Raw genomic sequence first — 18124 nt, 5'->3', positions numbered from 1 at the left:
CGGCATCGCGCTCAGGTGACCGGTTCCAGGAACTCCAGGCGGTTGCCGACCGGGTCCTCGGAGTAGAAACGGCGGTGGCCCGGGAGGCCGTCGTCCCAGGTGACGGGGGCGCCGCAGTCCCGCAGCCGGGTGGCGTACGCCTCGATCGCGGTGACCTCGATGCCGGGGTGGGCCTTCTTCGCGGGCCGGAATCCGGTCTCGATGCCCAGGTGCAGCTGGACGCCGCCGGCCCGGAACCAGCAGCCGCCGCGTGCGGCCAGTACGGGCGGCTTCGGGATCTCCACCATGCCGAGGACGTCGACGTAGTACGCGCGCAGCCGCTCCTCGCTGCCGGGCGGCGCGGCGAGCTGGACGTGGTCGAGGCCGGTGATCACCGGGTCTCCTCCTGCTGTGCGCGGGCCACGGCGAAGATCCGGCGGAACGGGAACGGGGTGCCGTGCGGGCCGGCCGGGTAGGCGTCGCGCAGGGCGGTGCGGTACTCGTCCACGAAGGCGTCGCGCGCCCCGGGGTCGTCGGCGAGGGCGGTGAGGACGGGCCGCAGGGTGGTGCCCTCGACCCAGTCCAGGACGGGGTCCTCACCCTGGAGGAGATGGACGTACGTCGTCTCCCACACGTCGGCGGTGCAGCCGAGAGCGGTCAGTCGCTCCAGGTACGCCTCCGGACGGAGCACGGCGTCGGCGTGCCGCAGGACACCGCCGAGGCGGCCGGCCCAGTGCGGGGAGTGGGCGAGCTCGCGCAGGAGGACGTGGCTGGGGGCGTCGAAGTTGCCGGGCACCTGGAAGGCGAGGGTGCCGCCGGGAGCCAGACCCGCCACCCAGTCCGCGAACCGTTCCGTATGCCCGGGGATCCAGTGCAGGGTGGCGTTGCTGACGATCAGGCCGTACGGCCGGCCGGGCTCGGGTGTCCAGGTGCGGACGTCGGCGTGGGCGAAGTCGATCCGGCCGCCGTCGGGGGTGGGGCCCCGGTGGTCGGCGCGGGCCCTGTCGAGCATCTCGGGCGAGTTGTCGTAGCCGGTGATGCGGGCGCGCGGCCAGCGGCCGGCGAGCAGCGCGGTGACGTTGCCCGCGCCGCAGCCGAGGTCGGCGATGCGGGGCGGGTCGCCGGGCAGCTCGGGGACCCGGGCGAGGAGGTCGGCGAAGGGACGGGCCCGGTGACCGGCGTGACGCAGGTACTGGGCGGGGTCCCAGCGGGGATCGGTGACCGCGGGCACGGGGCACCTCCTGGTGGATCGGCAACCGGCGGACGGGCCGGCCGACGAACGGGCTGACGGGTACCCACCGTTCCGCACACCCGGCTCGACGTCAAGAAACTTGACGTCAAGAGACTTCACATCGACACAACCACTACACTGATCGTCATGGAGGACGAGGTCGATCGGCTGGTCGCAGCATGGCGCCGGGAGCGCCCGGACCTCGACGTGGAACCGCTCGAGGTGCTCAGCCGGGTGAGCAGGCTCGCCCGGCATCTGGACCGGGCCCGCAGACTGGCCTTCGCCGAGCACGGGCTGGAGCCCTGGGAGTTCGACGTCCTGACCGCGCTGCGCCGCGCGGGCGCCCCCTACCAGCTCTCGCCGGGGCAGCTCCTCACGCAGACGCTGGTCACCTCGGGCACGATGACCAACCGCATCGACCGCCTGACCAAGAAGGGTCTGGTGGAGCGCCTGCCCGACCCCAGCGACCGGCGCGGGGTCCTGGTCCGCCTCACGGACGAGGGCCGTGACCGCGGCGACCAGGCGCTGGCCGGACTGCTGGCGCAGGAGCGGGCGATCCTCGCCGAGCTCTCCCGCGCCCAGCGCGGCGAACTGGCGGGCCTGCTACGCCAACTGACTGCCCCGTTCGACAACATCCCCGGTTAGGTCGACCGGCCCGACGCCCGCCCTGCGGGCCAGGGCGACGGCGGCGAGGGTGGAGTGCACGCCCAGCTTGCCGAGCACGTTCTGCATGTGCGTACGGACGGTGTGCGGGGACAGGTACAGGCGCTCGGCGACGGCCTTGCGCCCCAGGCCCGCGACCATGCACCGCAGCACCTCCCGCTCGCGCGGGGTCAGGGACTCCACGAGCCGCTCGCTCTCGGTGCGGTGCTTGCGGGCGGCGGTGAGTTCGCGCAGCACACCGGTGAGCAGGGCGGGCGGCAGATGCGTCTCGTCGCGCAGCACCCCCCGGATGACGGTGAGCAGCCGGCTCAGCGAGCAGTCCTTGGCGACCCAGCCGCCTGCTCCGGCCTGGAGGGCGAGCGCGGCACGGCGCGGGTCGTCCTTCTCGGCGAGCACCACGATCCGTACCCGCGGCTGGATCGAGCGCACCCCGGTGACCAGGGACATCCCGTCGACGATGCCGTCCTCGTCGCCCGCTCGCGCCGGTACGGCGGACGGGCCGGACGGCACTGTGCCGCCCAGGTCGGCGTCGACGAGCAGGACGTCGAACCGCCGCCCCTCGGCGGCCGCCCGCTCCAGGCACCGCAGTGCGGCCGGCCCGCTGCCCGCCGCGGACACCTCGACGTCCGGCTCGGCGGCCAGAGCCGCGGCGAGCGACTCGGCGAAGATGCGATGGTCGTCGACGACCAGCACTCGGATACGTTGCACGAAACCCCCTTCCCCATGCTCTCTGCAGAGCAGGGGACTACCCCGTCGCCAAAAGACGACACCGGACACCGGCACGGGTACGACGCCGGAGTCCGGTTCCGGACCAACGGGACCCGGCCGGAACCACCGGAACCACCGATCCCGGGGCGGGCCGCCCGGAGCCGCCCGGCCGCCGCCGTACGTCACCACCGCCCCGCCCCGGATCGCGTACCCGAGTGTCTCGCCCCCTGAACGGCGCCGGCCCCCACCGGCGCTGTTCATCAGAGTACGGACGAGGGCCGGGAGCGGAAGGCTATTTGCAGAACTGGCGCTCCTGCGCGTTTATGGTGAGCCACATGTTTCGTCTTGAGACAGAAGTCGACAAGGACCGACGTGATCTGCTCCACAGGCGGTTGCGGGACACCAACACGGCGGCGTCGCCGGTGCTGCGCGCCCTGCGCGGAACCCCGCAGGAACGCGAGTCCCCTTTGCACGTGTGGGCATCGGACCCGGCCGGTGATCTGGCGGGCGGCCTGGTCGGCCACACCTGGACGGCCTGGCTGCACGTGACGTACCTGTGGGTCGACGAACGCCACCGCGGAGCGGGGCTCGGCACCCTCCTGCTGTCCACGGCGGAACGCATCGCCGCCGGCCGGCGCGGCTGCCGCTTCTCCCGCGTGGAGACCTGGGACTTCCAGGCCCCGAAGTTCTACCAACGGCATGGCTACGAGGTGGTCTGCGTGATCCCGGACTATCCCCCGGGCATCACGGAGTACACCTTGACGAAACGTCTGGCCTGAGTGCACCCGCCCCCGCCCTCCCGCCTGCGCACGCCTGTTCCTCCGTCGGCCCCGTCCCCTTGACACTGCGCCCAGGCAACTCGCTGGTGCCGATCGTCCGCTCACCCGGGCCGGTGGCGATCGTCATGGTGTTGCAGTGCGCTGGCCATACGGACCAGGTGGGCTCGTTCTCGAACAGCGCGCCCTGCTCCGGAGTGTGTCCGCGCCACAGATGCACACGTTCGTGGCAGCCGGTGAGGATTCTGTTCAGAGGCGATGCGTTGTCACCGATGACGACGACATCACGGTGGGCCGACTGTGCGCAGAAACCGGTGAGGCCGGGGAGGGGAGCCGACGGTGGGTGACCTCGATCGGTCTGTCGCGGACTCGCGCCACCGACTCGACGACGTCCCGTAGCACAGGCAATTCCGGAAGACCGAGCTCCCGGATCAGCCGGACTGCGCGCCGCCGTTCCCGCCCGATTCGCATGGTGCCCCCGTAGTGTTTGAACGCCTGTGGCCTGGCCAGAACCACGACGCCGTGATCCTATGACGCCCCGCCCGATCGTGCGCCCGGGTGCGCGCTCCTGGTGGATTAGCTCGTTTGCAAAGGCCGTATCGGTGGTGTCCGGACACCCACATGCACCCTCGTCGCCGGGTTGCCCAAGTACTGCCGGTCGCAGGTGACTTCCCGGCAAGACGGAGAGGTCACGAGTCAGCGTCGTGCGGAGACAGGTCCGCAAGCAGGCCCTCCACCGCGGCCGCGACCTCGGACGCCTGCCCCTGGGGAAGACCGGCCATACGGAAAGCGATCTTCACGGCGGCCGGATGGTGAGCGATGCGGCGATAGGCGGCCAGGGCCTTGAGGGTGTCTTCGAACTCGATGACCACCGGCTCGCCGCTGTCGTGGGTGAGGGCTTATCGGCGGACTCCGAAATGGTGGGCGACGGCGCCCAGATCGTCCGTCAGGAGGACGTCGATGCGACCTGGAGGAAGGCGGCCAGGGGCTTCAGCTTCGACAGTGTGGGCTGGCTGCGGCCTTCCAGCAACTTGTCGAGACAGGTCGAGGACATCCCCGAGGCCCTGGCTGCCGCCCGTAGCGAATAGGGCTGCCCACGTTCGTCCGTCCGTTGTGCCAACAGCCGGTTGAGACGGTCGGTGAAACGTGCGGAGATGTGCTCCCGCGGGGGGCGCGGTGCAGGGGTTCGACCGGTCGACCGCAGCGAAGGCCGGCGATCCGTGCCACGGCCACGCCCGTAGCCTCGGAGACCTCCCGGTTCGTCCACGCCCGACCCGACCGGGCGGGGGTGACGTTCTGGAACAGCTTCTCCAGGCGCACTGCCACGCGCTGGGCCAGCTCGTCACCGCTCTCCCTCACGGCCCAGCTCCTCGTCTGTCCGGGGTGAATGGGGGCCAGGGAAGTCTGGAGGGCCCTCGGCCCGCATGCCGGCAAGAACTGTCAGTCACCAGGCAGGTCATTCGGAACACCCCGCACAAGTGCCACCCATAGTTGACACTCGTGCAGGTGGGCGGTGAGGATTCGGTAAGAACGGCTGATCAAGCGGACGCACCTCCAGCACGGCATGCTCAGGGGATCCCATGTCTACTTCCAGGCTTCACGCGCCGAGAGGTGCGCATCTCACGCTGCTCGACACCCGCGCGTACTCGCAGTCCGTCACGCCGACGGGAAGGGAATCCGCAGCGGTGCGCCCTCGCGCATCCTTCGCCGACGACGGCGCTGACGCAGGGATTCACTCCCCCGGACAGAAACCTCTTTGACCGGAACCCGCCCCTGCCACCCCGGACGGCCTGCGAGCCGCCGCGCCTCCCGACTCACCGCCCGATCCCGCGGTCGTCACTGATCACGCCGGATCCGGGTGCCGTCTTCCGGAGCGGACACAGCCCCTGCGCAGTGCGATTTCGATCCGGCGGCACATGAACGACTTGATGCGCCGCAGCCCGCCGGAGTACGACCCGTTCCGTCTTCGCAGCTGAGCCTGCCGACCGGCCCGCAGGGGACGTCGCCACACACACGGGTCCGGCGGCGCCATGCCTTCGACCGCTTCCGGAGCCCGAACAGGCAACTGCCTGCCGACAGCAGCCCGGCAAGAAAGCCGAAACGCCCCTGCGGGATGAACCCACTTTGCGAGGCCCAACTTGCCTTACTTGTCCGAGTCCTGTCAGCCTCCGTCCGCAGAGGCCCCCGGCGACTCCCGCCGGAGGCGACAGGCAGGGGAGGACATGCGGCAGCCGCCCCTTGCGCCCACCCCGCCCCCCGACCGGGATCCGCGCCGGCCTCCATCGGAATCCATGCAATTGCATGCCACGCGCCAAGAGGCCCGAAGACTTGCGAGACGCACCCGGCGACGCCTCGCCACCTACCTGACCGCACCTCCTTGGGCATTCGTCCTCATTGCGGAAATGCCCGATCCGCACCCCGCCCTCTTAGTCGCATGCGTCCTTTACACCCTTCATTTGGTGGTATTGCTGCGTCCGGTGTGGACCGGACGCCCTTACCCGGTCCCACCGCTCGCCCTGCTCGCGCCCGCCTCGGTATGGCCGGCCTGTCTCTGGCTGCTCCCCTACACCGGAGCCTTCTCGCGGATGGAGGTCGTCCCGCTCTCCGGAATGGCCGTCGTGCCTGCGGCCATCGCGGTGGCCGAGTTGCCGCTGCGCGTCCGACTGGCCACTGGAGTCACGTGTGTCGCGGTGGCCGCCGCCGTCAGCCCGCACGCCCCGCTGCCTTCGGCGCTGGCCGCCGGCGGGGTCCTTCTGACCATCGTCCTCGCCGTCCGCACCGCGATGCGGCCCGTCTCCCTCATCTCCCGGCTGGAGACCGCCGCGGACGAGGCCGCCCTGCGCGCGGTGACCGAGGAGCGACTGCGGGTGTCCCGCGATCTGCACGACACGCTGGGGCGGCATCTGGCCATCATCGCGATCAAGTCCGAACTCGTCGCACGCACCGGAAAGCTGGAGGAGATGGAAGAGGTGCAGGTGTTGGCGAGGGCGTCGCAGAGCGAGCTGCGGGCGGTGGTGAACGCGGTGCGCACCGCGTCACTCGACGACGAGTTGGAAAGCGCGCGCTCCCTGCTCCGGGTCTCCGGCATCCGGTGCGACGTGACCGGCGAGAGCTGCGGCCTGCGCCTGCCCCGCGAGGTGCGGGAGGTACTTGGCTGGGCCGTGCGAGAAGCGGCCACGAACGTCCTGCGGCACGCGTCGGACGCCACCACCTGCACGATCGCTCTCGCCTTGTCCGGCGCGGACGGAGCGAGAGAGTGCGTCCTGCGGGTGGTGAACGACGGTGCGCGTGGGGTGCCGGGCCGGCACCTGGAGGTCGGTACGGGCCTGGAAGGGCTGAAGCAGCGCGTCGCACCGCTGGGAGGACGCCTGGAGCACGGCCCCCGGCCTCACGGCACGTACCGCCTCCTGGTCACTGTCCCCTTCCACGAGAGGAACGAGGCGTGAGGATTCGAACCCTCCTGGCCGATGACGAGAAACTGGTCCTGGGTGCGCTCTCCGTGCTGCTGGCGACGGAGGAGGACCTCGAAGTGGTCGGTGAGGCCGCGGGCGGTGTGGAAGCGGCCGCGATGGCGAAGAAGCTCGTTCCGGACGTCTGCGTACTGGATCTGAGCATGCCCGACAGGAGCGGGATCAGCGTCATCCGTGATCTGCAGCAGACCCTGCCCTCCATACGATGCATCGTGGTCACCTCCCATACGGCGCCTGGACATCTCACATCGGCCCTGTCGGCGGGGGCCCGGGGATTCGTGCCGAAGACGACGTCCGCGAAAGAACTGGCCGTCATCATCAGAATGGTTCACCGGGGTGCCCACTACGTCGATCCGGAGATGGCCGCGAATGCGGCCTCGGCGGGGAAGTCCCCGCTGACCCGGCGGGAGGCGGACATTCTGGCACTGTCCGCGGACGGGGCACCTTTGGCCAAGGTGGCACAGCGCGCAGCCCTGTCCCCCGGGACCGTACGCAACTATCTTTCGAGGATCGCCGGCAAGCTGAAGGTGGCCAACCGGCACGAGGCCGCCCATGTCGCCCGCGGGCAGGGCTGGATCTGATCCTCGGCACAGTGGCACCGGGAACAGTGACGGGAAGCGACGGCCCCACGAGCGAGGGCTCGCCCGCCCCTCGGCTCCGGCGCCTCGCCGCGGCGGAGACTTCCTGCGCCGTGGACCGCCTGCGGGCGCCGGGTCACCCGCTGCGGCCGTGCGCCGCGCCGGCCTTTGCCGAAATGCCGCGGCCGGCACAACGGTTCGGAGCGGCCGGGGTACGGCGGGCGGCCGGAGTGAACACCGCGGGTCGTACGGGTACGCGCTCGAGCGCCGTCACCGCCCTGCCGTCGAGTGGGCACTGCCTCCATTGCGCCACCCCGGTGGCGGCCGTCGCGGGAACGGCGTCCGCCGTCGCCGCCGAGCGCTCGGGACCCTCGACGATCTTCGGGAGCGCTGCAGCACGGCCCTCGGAGAAGGTGCGCCCGCGGCCCGTCAGTCGTACCTTCGCGCCTTCGTGCGCCGCTTGCCGCCGCCGCTCCCTCGATCCGCGTGGCTTCGATCACATTTCCCAGGCCGCCGGTGTTCGCGTCCCCGGCCGCTGCGGTGGATTTTCCAGGGCGGGGCGACAACCGCCCCATGGGGCGCGGTGGCATTCGTCATACCGAAGTCGTGACGCACGCCAGGCATCCGGAATGGACAGCTCCGCCTTCTGCTGTGATCTGCGCCATATCGAGAGTTCTCGAGTGCTGCTTGTATCCACTGTGCGTGACCGACGGAGGCCCCTTGCGCGAGCCCGCCGTGAGACCAGCAGGAGGGGCAATCGCATGACGGACGCGGTGATCGTCGGTACAGGCCCCAACGGGCTCGCCGCCGCTGTCACACTCCTGCGGGCGGGTCTCAGTGTCGAGTTGTACGAGGCGCACGACACGCCCGGTGGCGGTCTGCGCACCGAGCCGCTCTTCGACTCCGACGTGGTGCACGACATCTGTGCGGCTGTGCACCCCATGGCGGCCGCGTCCCGTTTCTTCCGGGAGTTCGACCTGCCCGCACGCGGCGTCGACCTGCTCCAGCCGGAGATTCCCTACGCTCACCCGCTGCCCGGCGAGGACACGGTCCTCGCCCACCGCGACCTCGCCGAGACCAGCGCCGGGCTCGGTGCGGACGGCGAACGCTGGCGGCGGCTCATGGCGCCGCTCGCCGCACACAGCCGGGGTGTCGTCGACCTGATCCTGTCCGACCAGCGCGGCATCCCCGACGACCTGGCGGCACCGTTCCTCCTGGCGCCCAGGGTGCTCGCCCACGCCACCAGGCTGCCCTTCCGTACCGAGCGGGCCCGCGCCCTCCTCACGGGCGTCGCCGCGCACGCCGTCGGCAGACTCCCTTCACTTGCCTCCGGCGCCGTCGCGCTGCTGCTGGGACATCTGGCGCACACCACGGGATGGCCCCTGCCCCGGGGAGGCAGTGCCCGCATCGCCGACGCCCTCGTGGCGGACATCGTCGCGCACGGCGGCCGCATCCACACCGGACAACCGATCAAGGACCTCGGCGAACTCGGAGACGTGCCGCTGGTGTTGCTCGACACCAGCCCCAAGGGGCTCCTCCAGATCGCCGGAGACCGACTGCCCGGGCACTACCGCCGGGCCCTCGAGCGCTTTCGGTACGGACCCGGGGCGTCCAAGGTCGACTTCCTGGTGTCCGGACCCATCCCTTGGTCCGATCCCGAAACCGGCCGGGCGGGCACGGTTCACCTCGGCGGTACCCGCGCCGACATGTACCGCACGGAATCGGCGGCCGTACGCGGCACCCGGGACCCCGAGCCCTTCATACTCCTCGTCGACCCCGCCGCGACCGACCCCGGCCGGTCCGTCGGCGGCAAACGCCCGGTCTGGGCCTATGCCCACGTTCCCCATGGCGACCCGCGAAACCCCGTCGACCTCGTCCGTCGCCGCATCGAGCAGTACGCACCGGGCTTCGGCGACACCATCGTCGCCGCGCGTGGTGTGAGCGCCGCCGATTACGAGACGTACAACCCCAACTACGTGGGCGGCGACATCGGAGCCGGGGCCATGACCCTCCGCCAGGCTCTGCTGCGCCCCACCGCGAAGTGGGATCCGTACCGGGTCCCGCTGCCCGGCCTGTACCTGTGCTCGGCCTCCACGCCACCGGGACCCAGCGTGCATGGAATGTCCGGCTATCTGGCCGCGCTCTCCGCGCTGCGCCACGAACACGGCATCCGCGTTCCGCCTCCGCTCGGCCCGCACGGCCCGCACGGCCCGCACGGCAGGGCGTAGCGCACCACGGGCCGTGCCCGCGAGCCGCAACCACAAGAGGCAGGCACAGCCCAGCACTCCAGCCGCAGTCCCGCCGAACCGATCGCGGTCATGACCCGCCGACCGTCGAAAAGGGCCTGCCGTCATGACCACCAGCCGCTTCGGCGACGCCGAGTGCGCCTTCCACGTCGTCGAAAACGGCTGCCGCTTGCGCCGGGAACGACACCGGGTCGGACCCTTCGGTGCCGAACGAATGCCGATGGCGGACAAGGGTCTGGCTGCCTGCGAGATATGCGTTGGCGGCCATCCGCGCCGTGTGGTTCCGCGCCGGAAGGACGGGCACCGCTGCCGCCAGGGCTCATGACCCGTGGATTGCCCGCACGGACCTGCCGGCGACAGGGAGCTGGTCTCCCGGACGGGTCCAGCCGTTGGGCCCGCCCGGCGCGCGATCACTCTTACGTACCCAGCGCGCGGGGCTCGACAGCGGATGAGTGGCGGTGGAGATTCGCCCGGCGGTGGAGAGGGGCCGGCACGCGCGGATTCTGCGACTTCACGGAGACGTGAGAGCGGCAGGCGCCGCACCGCCCGGCCCGGCGACAACCGTGCAGGTGGCCATGGCCGACTCAGCCCTCGCCTCCGGGTCGTTCACGGCGAGGGAACCAGCGAGCGGGGTCCCTGGTTCACCTTCGAGCAGCATCATCCCTCCGCCAATTCAGCGAACCGCCACCATGAATGCAATAAATTCTTCATCGGGAATTTCCTCCATTCACCATCCTCGAGCACACAGGGCGCCACAACCGCCAAAGAGAACGGCTTGTATGCGAAAGCCGCCATGCGATCAACGGGACAGGAGGATCCGCAGCGGAAGGAAACATATATTGCACCTCACTCCGCAACGACCGGTAGAACATCACTGCAGCATTCGATCTCAGCTTCAGGCACAGCGCGTACGCGAGGGCAATACTCCCTCACCTGCTTTTCGCCGGTCGGGCACTCCCAACCATTTTTCGACGCTTACGTTTGCCATATTCAATGAGAGCAGCGCACGTCACCGCGCCGACACTCCGAAGCAAGCGAACCGAGAGTGGCCGGAAAATACCCCTCGGACGCTTGGCGCGAACAGAAGCCGCCGGTTGCGGCCGGCGGGAGCACAGGCGGGTGACCAGGATGAGTTCACCTCCGTCGCCTGGGGCGATCAGCCTCCCGTCACCTCGAGGGTGACCGTGGAGCGCAACCGGGCGCCGCCCGCCGGGGCCGAATGCCGACTGTCGAGTCCAAGCCATCAAGGTCGACCTGTTTTCGGCCCCCTCCCGCCTTTGTCCTTGCTGGTCAACACGAAAAGCATGACTTATGTCATCACCAGCTTCACGCCAATACCGGAACGACATCGGCACCCAATCGAACCTCAATCATTTTTAATCTGTGATGCACGTCACATGAAATCCTCTTGATTTCAAGCTTCGCGATATTCGTATAGTGATGCCCGTCGGGGGAAGTCGATCGATCACCGACGGGCAGCTACCGAACAAGAAATCCAGGCGATGCTCGGAAGGCCAGCCGTCCACGAAATGACACGTTTCACCCTTTCATTTCGCGGACGGTGCCTCATGTGGAAATCTTTTGCACCGCTCCACACCGACCCGCACCCGCCATTCGTTCACGGATTTCATTCCGCCGGCACTCCACCGTACATGATCGACAATGATTTCAACCCCGAAATATCGGCTGCAATCACAGGAGGAATGGACCATGGGCAACATCGCTGCCTTCATGAACCAGAAGGAACTGGGCTCCCTCGACGAGGGGATGACGATGAACGGCGGCGTTCCCGTCATGGCCACCCCGGCCGTGGCGGTGCCTGCCGCCGTCAAGATCACTGCCGGCGTCGTCGCCTTCACCGTACCGGTGGCCGCGTACGTCCTCGGCCGTGTCGTCAACTAAAAGCCGCCAGGCTTTCCGGACCATCCACAAGAGGAGATCGGAATGACTCACGTCATCGAAAGTGTGCGCTCGATCACGGCGCCGAACCTGACCGAGGGCGAGAAGGACCGGGTCACCCGCACCATGCCCGTCGCCTTCACCCCCGCCGTTCTCGTCACCTGCCCGTACGCGGCCGGCGGACTCGCGGCCGGCGCTGCCGTGGTCGGCGCTTACGAGCTCGGCCGCGCCGCCGGCTAAAGCACATCTTCAGCAGCCCTTGACATGAGGCGGGCTCCTGAAGCCGCTCGGAGAGTGACCTCTGCGAGCGGCGAGCAGGCTGTCGGGCCGCGCTGCAATCGCGGCCCGACAGCCTGCACATATTAGCCCACCCCATGATTCAGTCGTGAGGAATGTCCTGTGAGACTAACGAAGAAGATTTTCTCGTCGCTTTTCTCTCCGGTTCCGATATCCCGGGACCGCGCCTTGGGTATATCTGAACGCCTTTCCGCACTCACCATTCTCTCCTCTTCTCTCGAGTATCTGCACCAGCACAAGCAGATGGATCCCGGAGGTCTCAACGACTGGGAAATCATGAAGGAGGCACCGGAGGCCAAGAACCTGACCATCCGCAGGATCACCGAGGCCGTCAGCGGCAAGAAGGTGACGGTGGCGCTGCACGCCGCCCGGGCGGCCGTGAGTGTGGGGCTCCTCTTGCCGGGCAACAGCAGATGGCGCGGGGCCGGAAGCCTTTTCCTCACCGCTTCCACCTCCGTTCTGCAAACCCGCCACCGCTACGGCACGGACGGTTCGGACCAGGTGGCGAACCTGGTGCAGACCGCCACCGGCCTTGCCCGCCTGTCGAAGAGTTCTCAGGCCAAGGACGCATTCCTCTGGTACGTGGCGCTGCAGACGAGCCTGGCTTACGCGGCCTCCGGCTGGGTCAAACTCCTCGGTGACAAGTGGCGTGACGGCTCGGCACTTCCCGGGGTGATGCGCACCCGCACCTACGGATTCGAGAGCGCCTACCGGCTCACCCAGCGCTACCCGCGGACCGCGAAGTACCTGCAGCACGGCGTGCTGGCGATGGAATGCCTCTTCCCGGTCGTGTACCTCGCGGGAGGAAAAATGACCCGCCCGATGCTCGCGGCGGCGGGAAGTTTCCACGTCGCCAACGGCTTCGTCATGGGACTCGGGCGCTTCATGACGGCCTTCCCCGCCATGCACCCCACGGTCGCCTACACCACGGCCCCCAAGACGCACCCGCTGGTGGCGGGACGCGACGACCGTGCGGTGAAGGCCGCGGCCCTGCTGCTCGCCGGAGGCATCGCCGTCAGCGTCGCAGTCGCCGCCCAGCGCCGCGCAGTGGTCCGCGAAGGCTGGCCCACGTCACGGAAGCTCGTCACCCGGCACGGCAACGAGCTCATGTACGAGACGGGCGGCCGGGACGACCGGACGGACGCTCCGGTGCTCGTCTTCTGCGCCGGGCTCACCTCGACGTCCGAGCACTTCGCCTGGATCACCGAGCAGTTCGTGAACGACTCGGACAACGCGGTCGTCTCCTACGCGCGAGCCGGGTACGCGGGCAGCCTCCGGCGGACCAATGCGCCGTTCGTCCTGGACGAGTCGGTCGACGACCTGGAAGACCTGATCCGCGCCACGGTGCCCGAGCACCGCAAGGCGGTCCTGGTCGGCCACTCCCTGGGCGGAGAGCTGATCCGCCGGGTCTCGGCCCGGATCCCGGACCGGGTCGCCGGCCTCGTCTACCTCGACCCGTCCCACCCCGCCCAGCTGCAGCGCTCCGAGGGCCAGAGCGACGGGGCGAAGGACCTCAGCGACAACATCACGCTCGCCGCCCGTTACGTCTCCCTGGGCACCGGCATCCTCATGAGCCGCCCCGGATGGCTCAGCCGGCTCCCGGCGAACTACCAGGACAAGGTGTTCGCCCAGTACACCGACGCCCGGATCTGGAAGGCGGGCAAGCGTGAATGGGAGGCGGTCGAGAAGGAGTTCAGGTCCTTCGACGGCGACATTCCACAGGTGGAGGCGCCCGCGCTGATCGTCGCCGCGCAGCAGACCGTCGACCAGGACCCGGAACAGCTCCTGATGTACAACGAACTCGCCCGGGTGCACCAGCGCGCCGACATCAAGGTCATCGAAGGCGCCGACCACGATTCCCTGCTGACCAACGTGCTCTTCGCCCACAAGACGGTGCAGCACATGACCGACTTCCTGAAGAACAGCACGGGCGACGAGCACGGCGAGTCCGCCGCCGACGAGCAAGGAGCACAGAGATGAACCCCACTGCCCTGCTCAAGGACACGTTCACCGGTCCCGGTTCCCTGGCGCGCGTCGTGGGCGCCGGCATGCTGGTGGCGACCGTCGCCGCACAGCACCCGCACCCGGCGTTCGACCGGATCCGCTCCAAGGACCTGTTCTCCTTCGTCCCGAACTGGAAGTTCTTCGCCCCGAACCCGGCGACACACGACTTCCACTACGTCTACCGCACCCTCGACCACGCGGGCGAGACGTCCGAGTGGAGTGAGATCGACATGATCGAGCCCCGGAGGATGTCCCAGGCGTTCTGGTTCGCCACCCGCCGCCCGGAGAAGTCGGTGTTCGACCTGTGCACCGCCATCCTCCAGCAAGCCGCCAAAACCGGGACGAGGGAGGTGCAGAAGACCCCTTCCTACCGGGTGCTCGCCGAGTTCATCCGCAAGACGATCCGCGACCGGCAGGGCGAGGCCGACGTCAAGGGCTTCCAGTTCGCGGTCGTACGCGCCGCGGGGCACGACACCAGCGAGGACCCCGAGCCCCTGTTCATCTCGCCGTACACCCCGATGCGCCGCGCCGGCCCGCACCTCACCGTGGCCTGAACGCGGGCCGGCACACCACCGGGAACCACCTAGCACCAGTGTTGGAGAACGCACCATGACCACTGCCCCGATCCCCGCCGACGACTTCGTCGGCTATCTCCGCTCCTACACCGCCGACGCGTTCGCCACCACGCAGAACCTCGAGGACGTCTGGGACCGCTACCACGTACCGGACGCCACCCACGTGGTCAACCGGAAGCAGCGCGACCGGGCCACCGCGCTGAGAAACCTTTCGCGGTGGCGGGCGGACCGGACTCCCTACGAGCTGTGGATTCACGAGGCAGTGGTGGACGGCACCCGCGCCGCCGCCCGCTACACCATCAGCAAGCCCCTGGTGATGCAGGTACGGCACAACACCGAGGCAGTGGTGTTCGCCGACCTCGCCGACGACGGACGCGTCGCGTCCACCGTCACCACCGCGCGGTCGACATACGGGTGGGGCAGCTCCGACACCGGGACCTGGGACAGCGACGCGGTGCCCGCCGGAACACCGAGCGGTGTGCCGGCGGACCCCGCGGTCTACCTCACGACCTTCGCGGAGCTGGCCAACGACCCGCACACGCCCCTCGAGGAGGCCTACGACCGGTTCCACACTCCCGACTCCGTCCAGTACATCAACGGCACGTCGATGCAGCGCCCCTCGGCCCTGCAGTCCCTCGCCGCGGCCCGCGACACGGGCCCCGACTACACCCTGGACATCCACACGGCGCTCGCCCAGGGCAACCGCTTCGCCGCCCGCTACTCCATGGTGCCCTCGCAGCACGGGCGCCGGGCCGGAGAGATGGAGGTATTCACCTTCGGCGAGTTCGCCGACGACGGACGCGTGCGCCTTCTCCGCTCCGTGATGCAGACCAAGAGCGGTTATTGGCCCACCTGACCGCGCCAGGCCGCGCGCCCCCCGAACCCTCCAAGCCCAAGGGAAGTGAAACCTCGTATGACCAGCGCAGTTGCAGACATCGGCTACGGCACACAGTTCGCGAAGTGGTACGACCGGATCTTCCCCAAAGGCGCCGACGCCCAGGCCGTCGCGGACACCTTGGCCCGACTCCACCCCGACCCCGACGCAGGCACCCTCGAGTTCGGGGTCGGCACCGGACGCATCGCCGTTCCGCTCTCCCTGAAGACCGGTCCGGTGACGGGGGTCGACTCGTCCCCGGAAATGCTCGCCGAGCTGGCCGATACCCCGGGCAGCGAGAACGTCGTCTCCGTGCACGCGGACATCCGCACGTACAGCGACACCCGCACGTACGGCCTGGTCTACATGGTGTGCGGAACGCTGTCGATGCTGCTCAGCCCCGAGGACCAGCAGGAGGCGGTGCGCCGAGCCGCCGAACTCCTCGTTCCCGGCGGCCGGTTGGTGGTGGAGACCGGCAATCTCCCCGCGGTGGAGGAGCTCCACGACGGCCAGCTGCGCACCACCCTCTTCACGCCCTACCCGGAGCCGGGAACGGGACTGCAGACCCACTCCACGCTCGCCCCCGGAATATGGCAGTGCTCCCACATCTGGTACGAGTCCGACGGCAGCACCCGTGTGGGCAGTGAACTGGCGCGCCTCACGATCCCCGACGAGGTCGACCGGTACGCCACGGCGGCCGGGCTCACCCCGGAAGGCCGCTACGCCGACTGGAACCTCTCGCCCTATACCGAGCAGTACCCGATGTTCCTGACCACGTACACCAAGAACGCCTGAGCCACCGCCGGTGGGAGCGAGCCGTGCAAGGGAGAAACAAGTGATGACAGCAAACCGCGTGTGGTGGTTCACGGCTGCGTTCGTCTTCGCCGCGCCGATCATGTCTGCGGCGTTCCGTGAGGACGGCCGGCTCACCGGACGGGCGATGGCCCTGGGCAGCGTCTTCGCCACGAGCATCGCGGTGATCGTGGCCGTCGCCTTCGGGCAGGGCACGTCGTGAACCTCTCCGCGATCGTCCGACGCCACCGGGTCCTTCTCGCCGTCGGCATCGTCCTCGGTCTCGGAGGCACCGCTGCGACCCTCGTGCAGCCGCTCCTCATCGGCGACCTGATCGAAGCCGTCGCCCTGGACAAGTCGACAACCTGGCCGATCCTGTCCATCGCCGCCCTGTTCGTCGCCGACGCGGTGCTCGCCGCCACGCACTTCTACCTGATCGGCAGGGCGGGCGAGAACATCGTCCTCGACATGCGTTCCACCTTGACGGGACGCCTGCTCCACTCCCGGATACGGGCCTTCAACAGGCTCGAACACGGTGACGTGTTCACCCGTACCGTCTCCGACACCTCGATCGCCCGGATCGCGCTGTCCTCGTCCGTCGCCCAGATGATCACCTCGGGCTTCACCACCGTCGGTTGCATCGCCGTCATGGCCTGGATCGACTGGCGGCTGCTCCTGGTCACCGCGGGCTGCCTCGGAGCCGCGTCCGCACTCGCGCTGTTCCTGGCCAGAGCGGTCCGCAAGGCGGCGGTCCAGAACCGCGAGGACACCAGCGAATACGGTTCCGGACTCCTACGGGTTCTCGGCGCGCTCACCACGGTCAAGGCATCCAACGCCGAGGGCCGTGAGGCCGAACGGATCGAGACGCTCGCCAAGGCCGCGCGCGGCAGCGGAATTCGGGTGACCCGGCTGTCGTCGATGCTGATGCCCGCGATGAACGTGGGAACCCAGGTGTCCCTCGCGGTGGTGATCACCTGGGGCATGGCCCGCACCGCCACGGGAGCCCTCCCGGCCGCGGACCTCACCTCGTTCATCATGTACCTCTTCTACCTCGTCTCACCGCTGGTGATGTTCTTCATGTCGCTGGGGGAACTGCAGCAGGGCCGGGCCGCCATCGACCGCGTCAACGACCTTGCCACCGTCGACCAGGAGACCGGCGAGGTCCCGGCGGGACGCGGAGCGAGGCAGGACCGGGACAAGGCCGACGGCACCGCCGCCGTCGAGTTCCGGAACGTCACCTTCAGCTACTCCGACGCCGTGCCCCCGGCCCTCGACGACGTCTCGTTCACGCTCCCCGCCACCGGCGTCACCGCGATCGTCGGACCGTCGGGCGCGGGCAAGTCCACACTGTTCCAGCTGATCGAACGCTTCTACGACCCCGACAAGGGAACGATCCGGATCGCGGGCGAGGACGCCTCCCTCCTGCCGCTGCGGGAACTCCGCTCTCGCATCGGCCTGGTGGAGCAGGACTCCCCGCTCATGCGGGGCACGGTCCGCGAGAACCTCGTCTACGCCCGGCCCGACGCCACGGCTGAGGAGATCGCCCAGGCAGTGGAGGCGGCCCACCTCACCGACGTCGTCTCCGCCCTGCCGGACGGACTCGACACGAACCTCGGGGAGGGTGGCACAGGGCTCTCCGGCGGTCAGCGCCAGCGTCTGGCCATCGCCCGGGCGCTACTGACCCGCCCCGCGGTCCTGCTCCTCGACGAGGCCACGTCGAACCTCGACTCGGACTCCGAGACCGCGCTGCGCTCCGCCCTCACCACCATCGGTGCCGGCTGCCAGGTGCTCACGATCGCCCACCGCATCTCCACCACCATGGGTGCCGACCACATCCTCGTCATCGAGGACGGCCGGCTGCGGGCCCGCGGCAGCCACCTGGAACTGATGGCGGACGACGCCACCTATCGACGTCTGGCGAGCCAGCAGTTGGCTCCCGTCGGAGCCGTCTGACGGTCGGCCCCGCCGGAACCTGCCGCTCCGCAATGACAGGATGCGGACGCCGTCCGAACTGACATACCCGCGAAGAGGT

General features: G+C 69.2%; 18 protein-coding genes. 14 read left to right on the top strand and 4 right to left on the bottom strand.

Annotated features, from left to right (window positions below; all coding sequences use genetic code 11):
• Nucleotides 1-11: 11 nt before the first annotated feature.
• Both ACIF80_RS11260 and ACIF80_RS11255 read right to left on the bottom strand, forming a co-directional pair.
• Nucleotides 12-374, bottom strand: a complete 363-nt coding sequence (locus ACIF80_RS11260; protein WP_399802307.1) for a glyoxalase — start codon at nucleotides 372-374, stop codon at nucleotides 12-14.
• A complete protein-coding gene (locus ACIF80_RS11255) occupies nucleotides 371-1210 on the bottom strand; it encodes a trans-aconitate 2-methyltransferase (RefSeq protein WP_399802304.1) in 840 nt (279 codons plus the stop codon). The genes ACIF80_RS11260 and ACIF80_RS11255 overlap by 4 nt, the downstream gene beginning before the upstream one ends.
• 147 nt (nucleotides 1211-1357) lie before the next feature.
• Here ACIF80_RS11255 and tamR point away from each other — a divergent pair, with 147 nt between their 5' ends.
• The gene (gene tamR / locus ACIF80_RS11250) at nucleotides 1358-1855 is read left to right on the top strand and encodes a MarR family transcriptional regulator TamR (protein WP_381371047.1); all 498 of its coding nucleotides are present in this window, start codon (nucleotides 1358-1360) and stop codon (nucleotides 1853-1855) included.
• Here the strand turns inward: tamR and ACIF80_RS11245 are convergent.
• Nucleotides 1814-2581 (bottom strand): LuxR C-terminal-related transcriptional regulator, encoded by a 768-nt coding sequence (locus tag ACIF80_RS11245; RefSeq protein WP_399802300.1) that lies wholly within the window; start codon nucleotides 2579-2581, stop codon nucleotides 1814-1816. The genes tamR and ACIF80_RS11245 overlap by 42 nt on opposite strands.
• Nucleotides 2582-2904: 323 nt before the next feature.
• On the opposite strand from ACIF80_RS11245, the gene ACIF80_RS11240 reads away from it, so the two are divergent.
• From ACIF80_RS11240 to ACIF80_RS11220, 5 genes are all read left to right on the top strand, one after another.
• Nucleotides 2905-3360: a GNAT family N-acetyltransferase gene (locus tag ACIF80_RS11240; RefSeq protein WP_399802297.1), complete on the top strand. Its 456-nt coding sequence runs from the start codon at nucleotides 2905-2907 to the stop codon at nucleotides 3358-3360.
• 701 nt (nucleotides 3361-4061) lie between these two features.
• Nucleotides 4062-4445 carry a hypothetical protein gene (locus ACIF80_RS11235; RefSeq protein ID WP_399802294.1) on the top strand — a complete coding sequence of 128 codons (384 nt, stop codon included), beginning with the start codon at nucleotides 4062-4064 and terminating at the stop codon, nucleotides 4443-4445.
• A gap of 1371 nt (nucleotides 4446-5816) precedes the next feature.
• A complete protein-coding gene (locus tag ACIF80_RS11230; protein ID WP_399802291.1) occupies nucleotides 5817-6803 on the top strand; it encodes a sensor histidine kinase in 987 nt (328 codons plus the stop codon).
• On the top strand, nucleotides 6800-7408 hold the full coding sequence (locus ACIF80_RS11225; RefSeq protein ID WP_399802288.1) for a response regulator: 609 nt from the start codon (nucleotides 6800-6802) through the stop codon (nucleotides 7406-7408). Before ACIF80_RS11230 ends, ACIF80_RS11225 begins: the two co-directional genes overlap by 4 nt.
• Before the next feature lie 758 nt (nucleotides 7409-8166).
• Nucleotides 8167-9633, top strand: coding sequence for a phytoene desaturase family protein (locus tag ACIF80_RS11220; RefSeq protein ID WP_399802285.1), 1467 nt, complete (start codon nucleotides 8167-8169; stop codon nucleotides 9631-9633).
• A gap of 88 nt (nucleotides 9634-9721) precedes the next feature.
• Here ACIF80_RS11220 and ACIF80_RS11215 read toward each other — a convergent pair whose 3' ends face one another.
• On the bottom strand, nucleotides 9722-9919 hold the full coding sequence (locus ACIF80_RS11215) for a hypothetical protein (protein WP_399802282.1): 198 nt from the start codon (nucleotides 9917-9919) through the stop codon (nucleotides 9722-9724).
• Between the two features lie 1442 nt (nucleotides 9920-11361).
• Here ACIF80_RS11215 and ACIF80_RS11210 point away from each other — a divergent pair.
• From ACIF80_RS11210 to ACIF80_RS11175, 8 genes are all read left to right on the top strand, one after another.
• Nucleotides 11362-11553, top strand: a complete 192-nt coding sequence (locus ACIF80_RS11210; protein WP_399802280.1) for a hypothetical protein — start codon at nucleotides 11362-11364, stop codon at nucleotides 11551-11553.
• A 42-nt stretch (nucleotides 11554-11595) separates the two neighbouring features.
• Nucleotides 11596-11790 carry a hypothetical protein gene (locus tag ACIF80_RS11205; protein ID WP_399802277.1) on the top strand — a complete coding sequence of 65 codons (195 nt, stop codon included), beginning with the start codon at nucleotides 11596-11598 and terminating at the stop codon, nucleotides 11788-11790.
• Nucleotides 11791-12015: 225 nt separating this feature from the next.
• A complete protein-coding gene (locus ACIF80_RS11200; RefSeq protein WP_399802274.1) occupies nucleotides 12016-13827 on the top strand; it encodes an alpha/beta fold hydrolase in 1812 nt (603 codons plus the stop codon).
• Nucleotides 13824-14405, top strand: a complete 582-nt coding sequence (locus ACIF80_RS11195) for a hypothetical protein (RefSeq protein WP_399802271.1) — start codon at nucleotides 13824-13826, stop codon at nucleotides 14403-14405. Before ACIF80_RS11200 ends, ACIF80_RS11195 begins: the two co-directional genes overlap by 4 nt.
• Nucleotides 14406-14460: 55 nt before the next feature.
• Complete coding sequence (locus tag ACIF80_RS11190) at nucleotides 14461-15282, top strand: nuclear transport factor 2 family protein (protein ID WP_399802269.1); 822 nt, start codon at nucleotides 14461-14463, stop codon at nucleotides 15280-15282.
• Nucleotides 15283-15339: 57 nt separating this feature from the next.
• Nucleotides 15340-16095, top strand: coding sequence for a class I SAM-dependent DNA methyltransferase (locus ACIF80_RS11185; protein WP_399802267.1), 756 nt, complete (start codon nucleotides 15340-15342; stop codon nucleotides 16093-16095).
• Between the two features lie 43 nt (nucleotides 16096-16138).
• On the top strand, nucleotides 16139-16315 hold the full coding sequence (locus tag ACIF80_RS11180) for a hypothetical protein (RefSeq protein WP_399802266.1): 177 nt from the start codon (nucleotides 16139-16141) through the stop codon (nucleotides 16313-16315).
• A complete protein-coding gene (locus tag ACIF80_RS11175) occupies nucleotides 16312-18045 on the top strand; it encodes an ABC transporter ATP-binding protein (RefSeq protein WP_399802264.1) in 1734 nt (577 codons plus the stop codon). The genes ACIF80_RS11180 and ACIF80_RS11175 overlap by 4 nt, the downstream gene beginning before the upstream one ends.
• Nucleotides 18046-18124: the final 79 nt, after the last annotated feature.

Source organism: Streptomyces sp. NPDC085927 (assembly GCF_044540975.1).
In the GTDB taxonomy this organism is placed as follows: domain Bacteria; phylum Actinomycetota; class Actinomycetes; order Streptomycetales; family Streptomycetaceae; genus Streptomyces; species Streptomyces hirsutus.
The sequence above is the reverse complement of the archived record's forward strand: the minus strand, read 5'-3'. Positions and strand labels throughout refer to the sequence as shown.

Bases quoted from the DNA above. Each gene is read 5' to 3' on its own strand.
- tamR (WP_381371047.1), top strand. From the start codon at position 1,358: ATGGAGGACGAGGTCGATCGGCTGGTCGCAGCATGGCGCCGGGAGCGC.
- ACIF80_RS11240 (WP_399802297.1), top strand. From the start codon at position 2,905: ATGGTGAGCCACATGTTTCGTCTTGAGACAGAAGTCGACAAGGACCGA.
- ACIF80_RS11220 (WP_399802285.1), top strand. From the start codon at position 8,167: ATGACGGACGCGGTGATCGTCGGTACAGGCCCCAACGGGCTCGCCGCC.
- ACIF80_RS11215 (WP_399802282.1), bottom strand. From the start codon at position 9,919: ATGGCCGCCAACGCATATCTCGCAGGCAGCCAGACCCTTGTCCGCCAT.
- ACIF80_RS11210 (WP_399802280.1), top strand. From the start codon at position 11,362: ATGGGCAACATCGCTGCCTTCATGAACCAGAAGGAACTGGGCTCCCTC.
- ACIF80_RS11205 (WP_399802277.1), top strand. From the start codon at position 11,596: ATGACTCACGTCATCGAAAGTGTGCGCTCGATCACGGCGCCGAACCTG.
- ACIF80_RS11195 (WP_399802271.1), top strand. From the start codon at position 13,824: ATGAACCCCACTGCCCTGCTCAAGGACACGTTCACCGGTCCCGGTTCC.
- ACIF80_RS11190 (WP_399802269.1), top strand. From the start codon at position 14,461: ATGACCACTGCCCCGATCCCCGCCGACGACTTCGTCGGCTATCTCCGC.
- ACIF80_RS11185 (WP_399802267.1), top strand. From the start codon at position 15,340: ATGACCAGCGCAGTTGCAGACATCGGCTACGGCACACAGTTCGCGAAG.
- ACIF80_RS11180 (WP_399802266.1), top strand. From the start codon at position 16,139: ATGACAGCAAACCGCGTGTGGTGGTTCACGGCTGCGTTCGTCTTCGCC.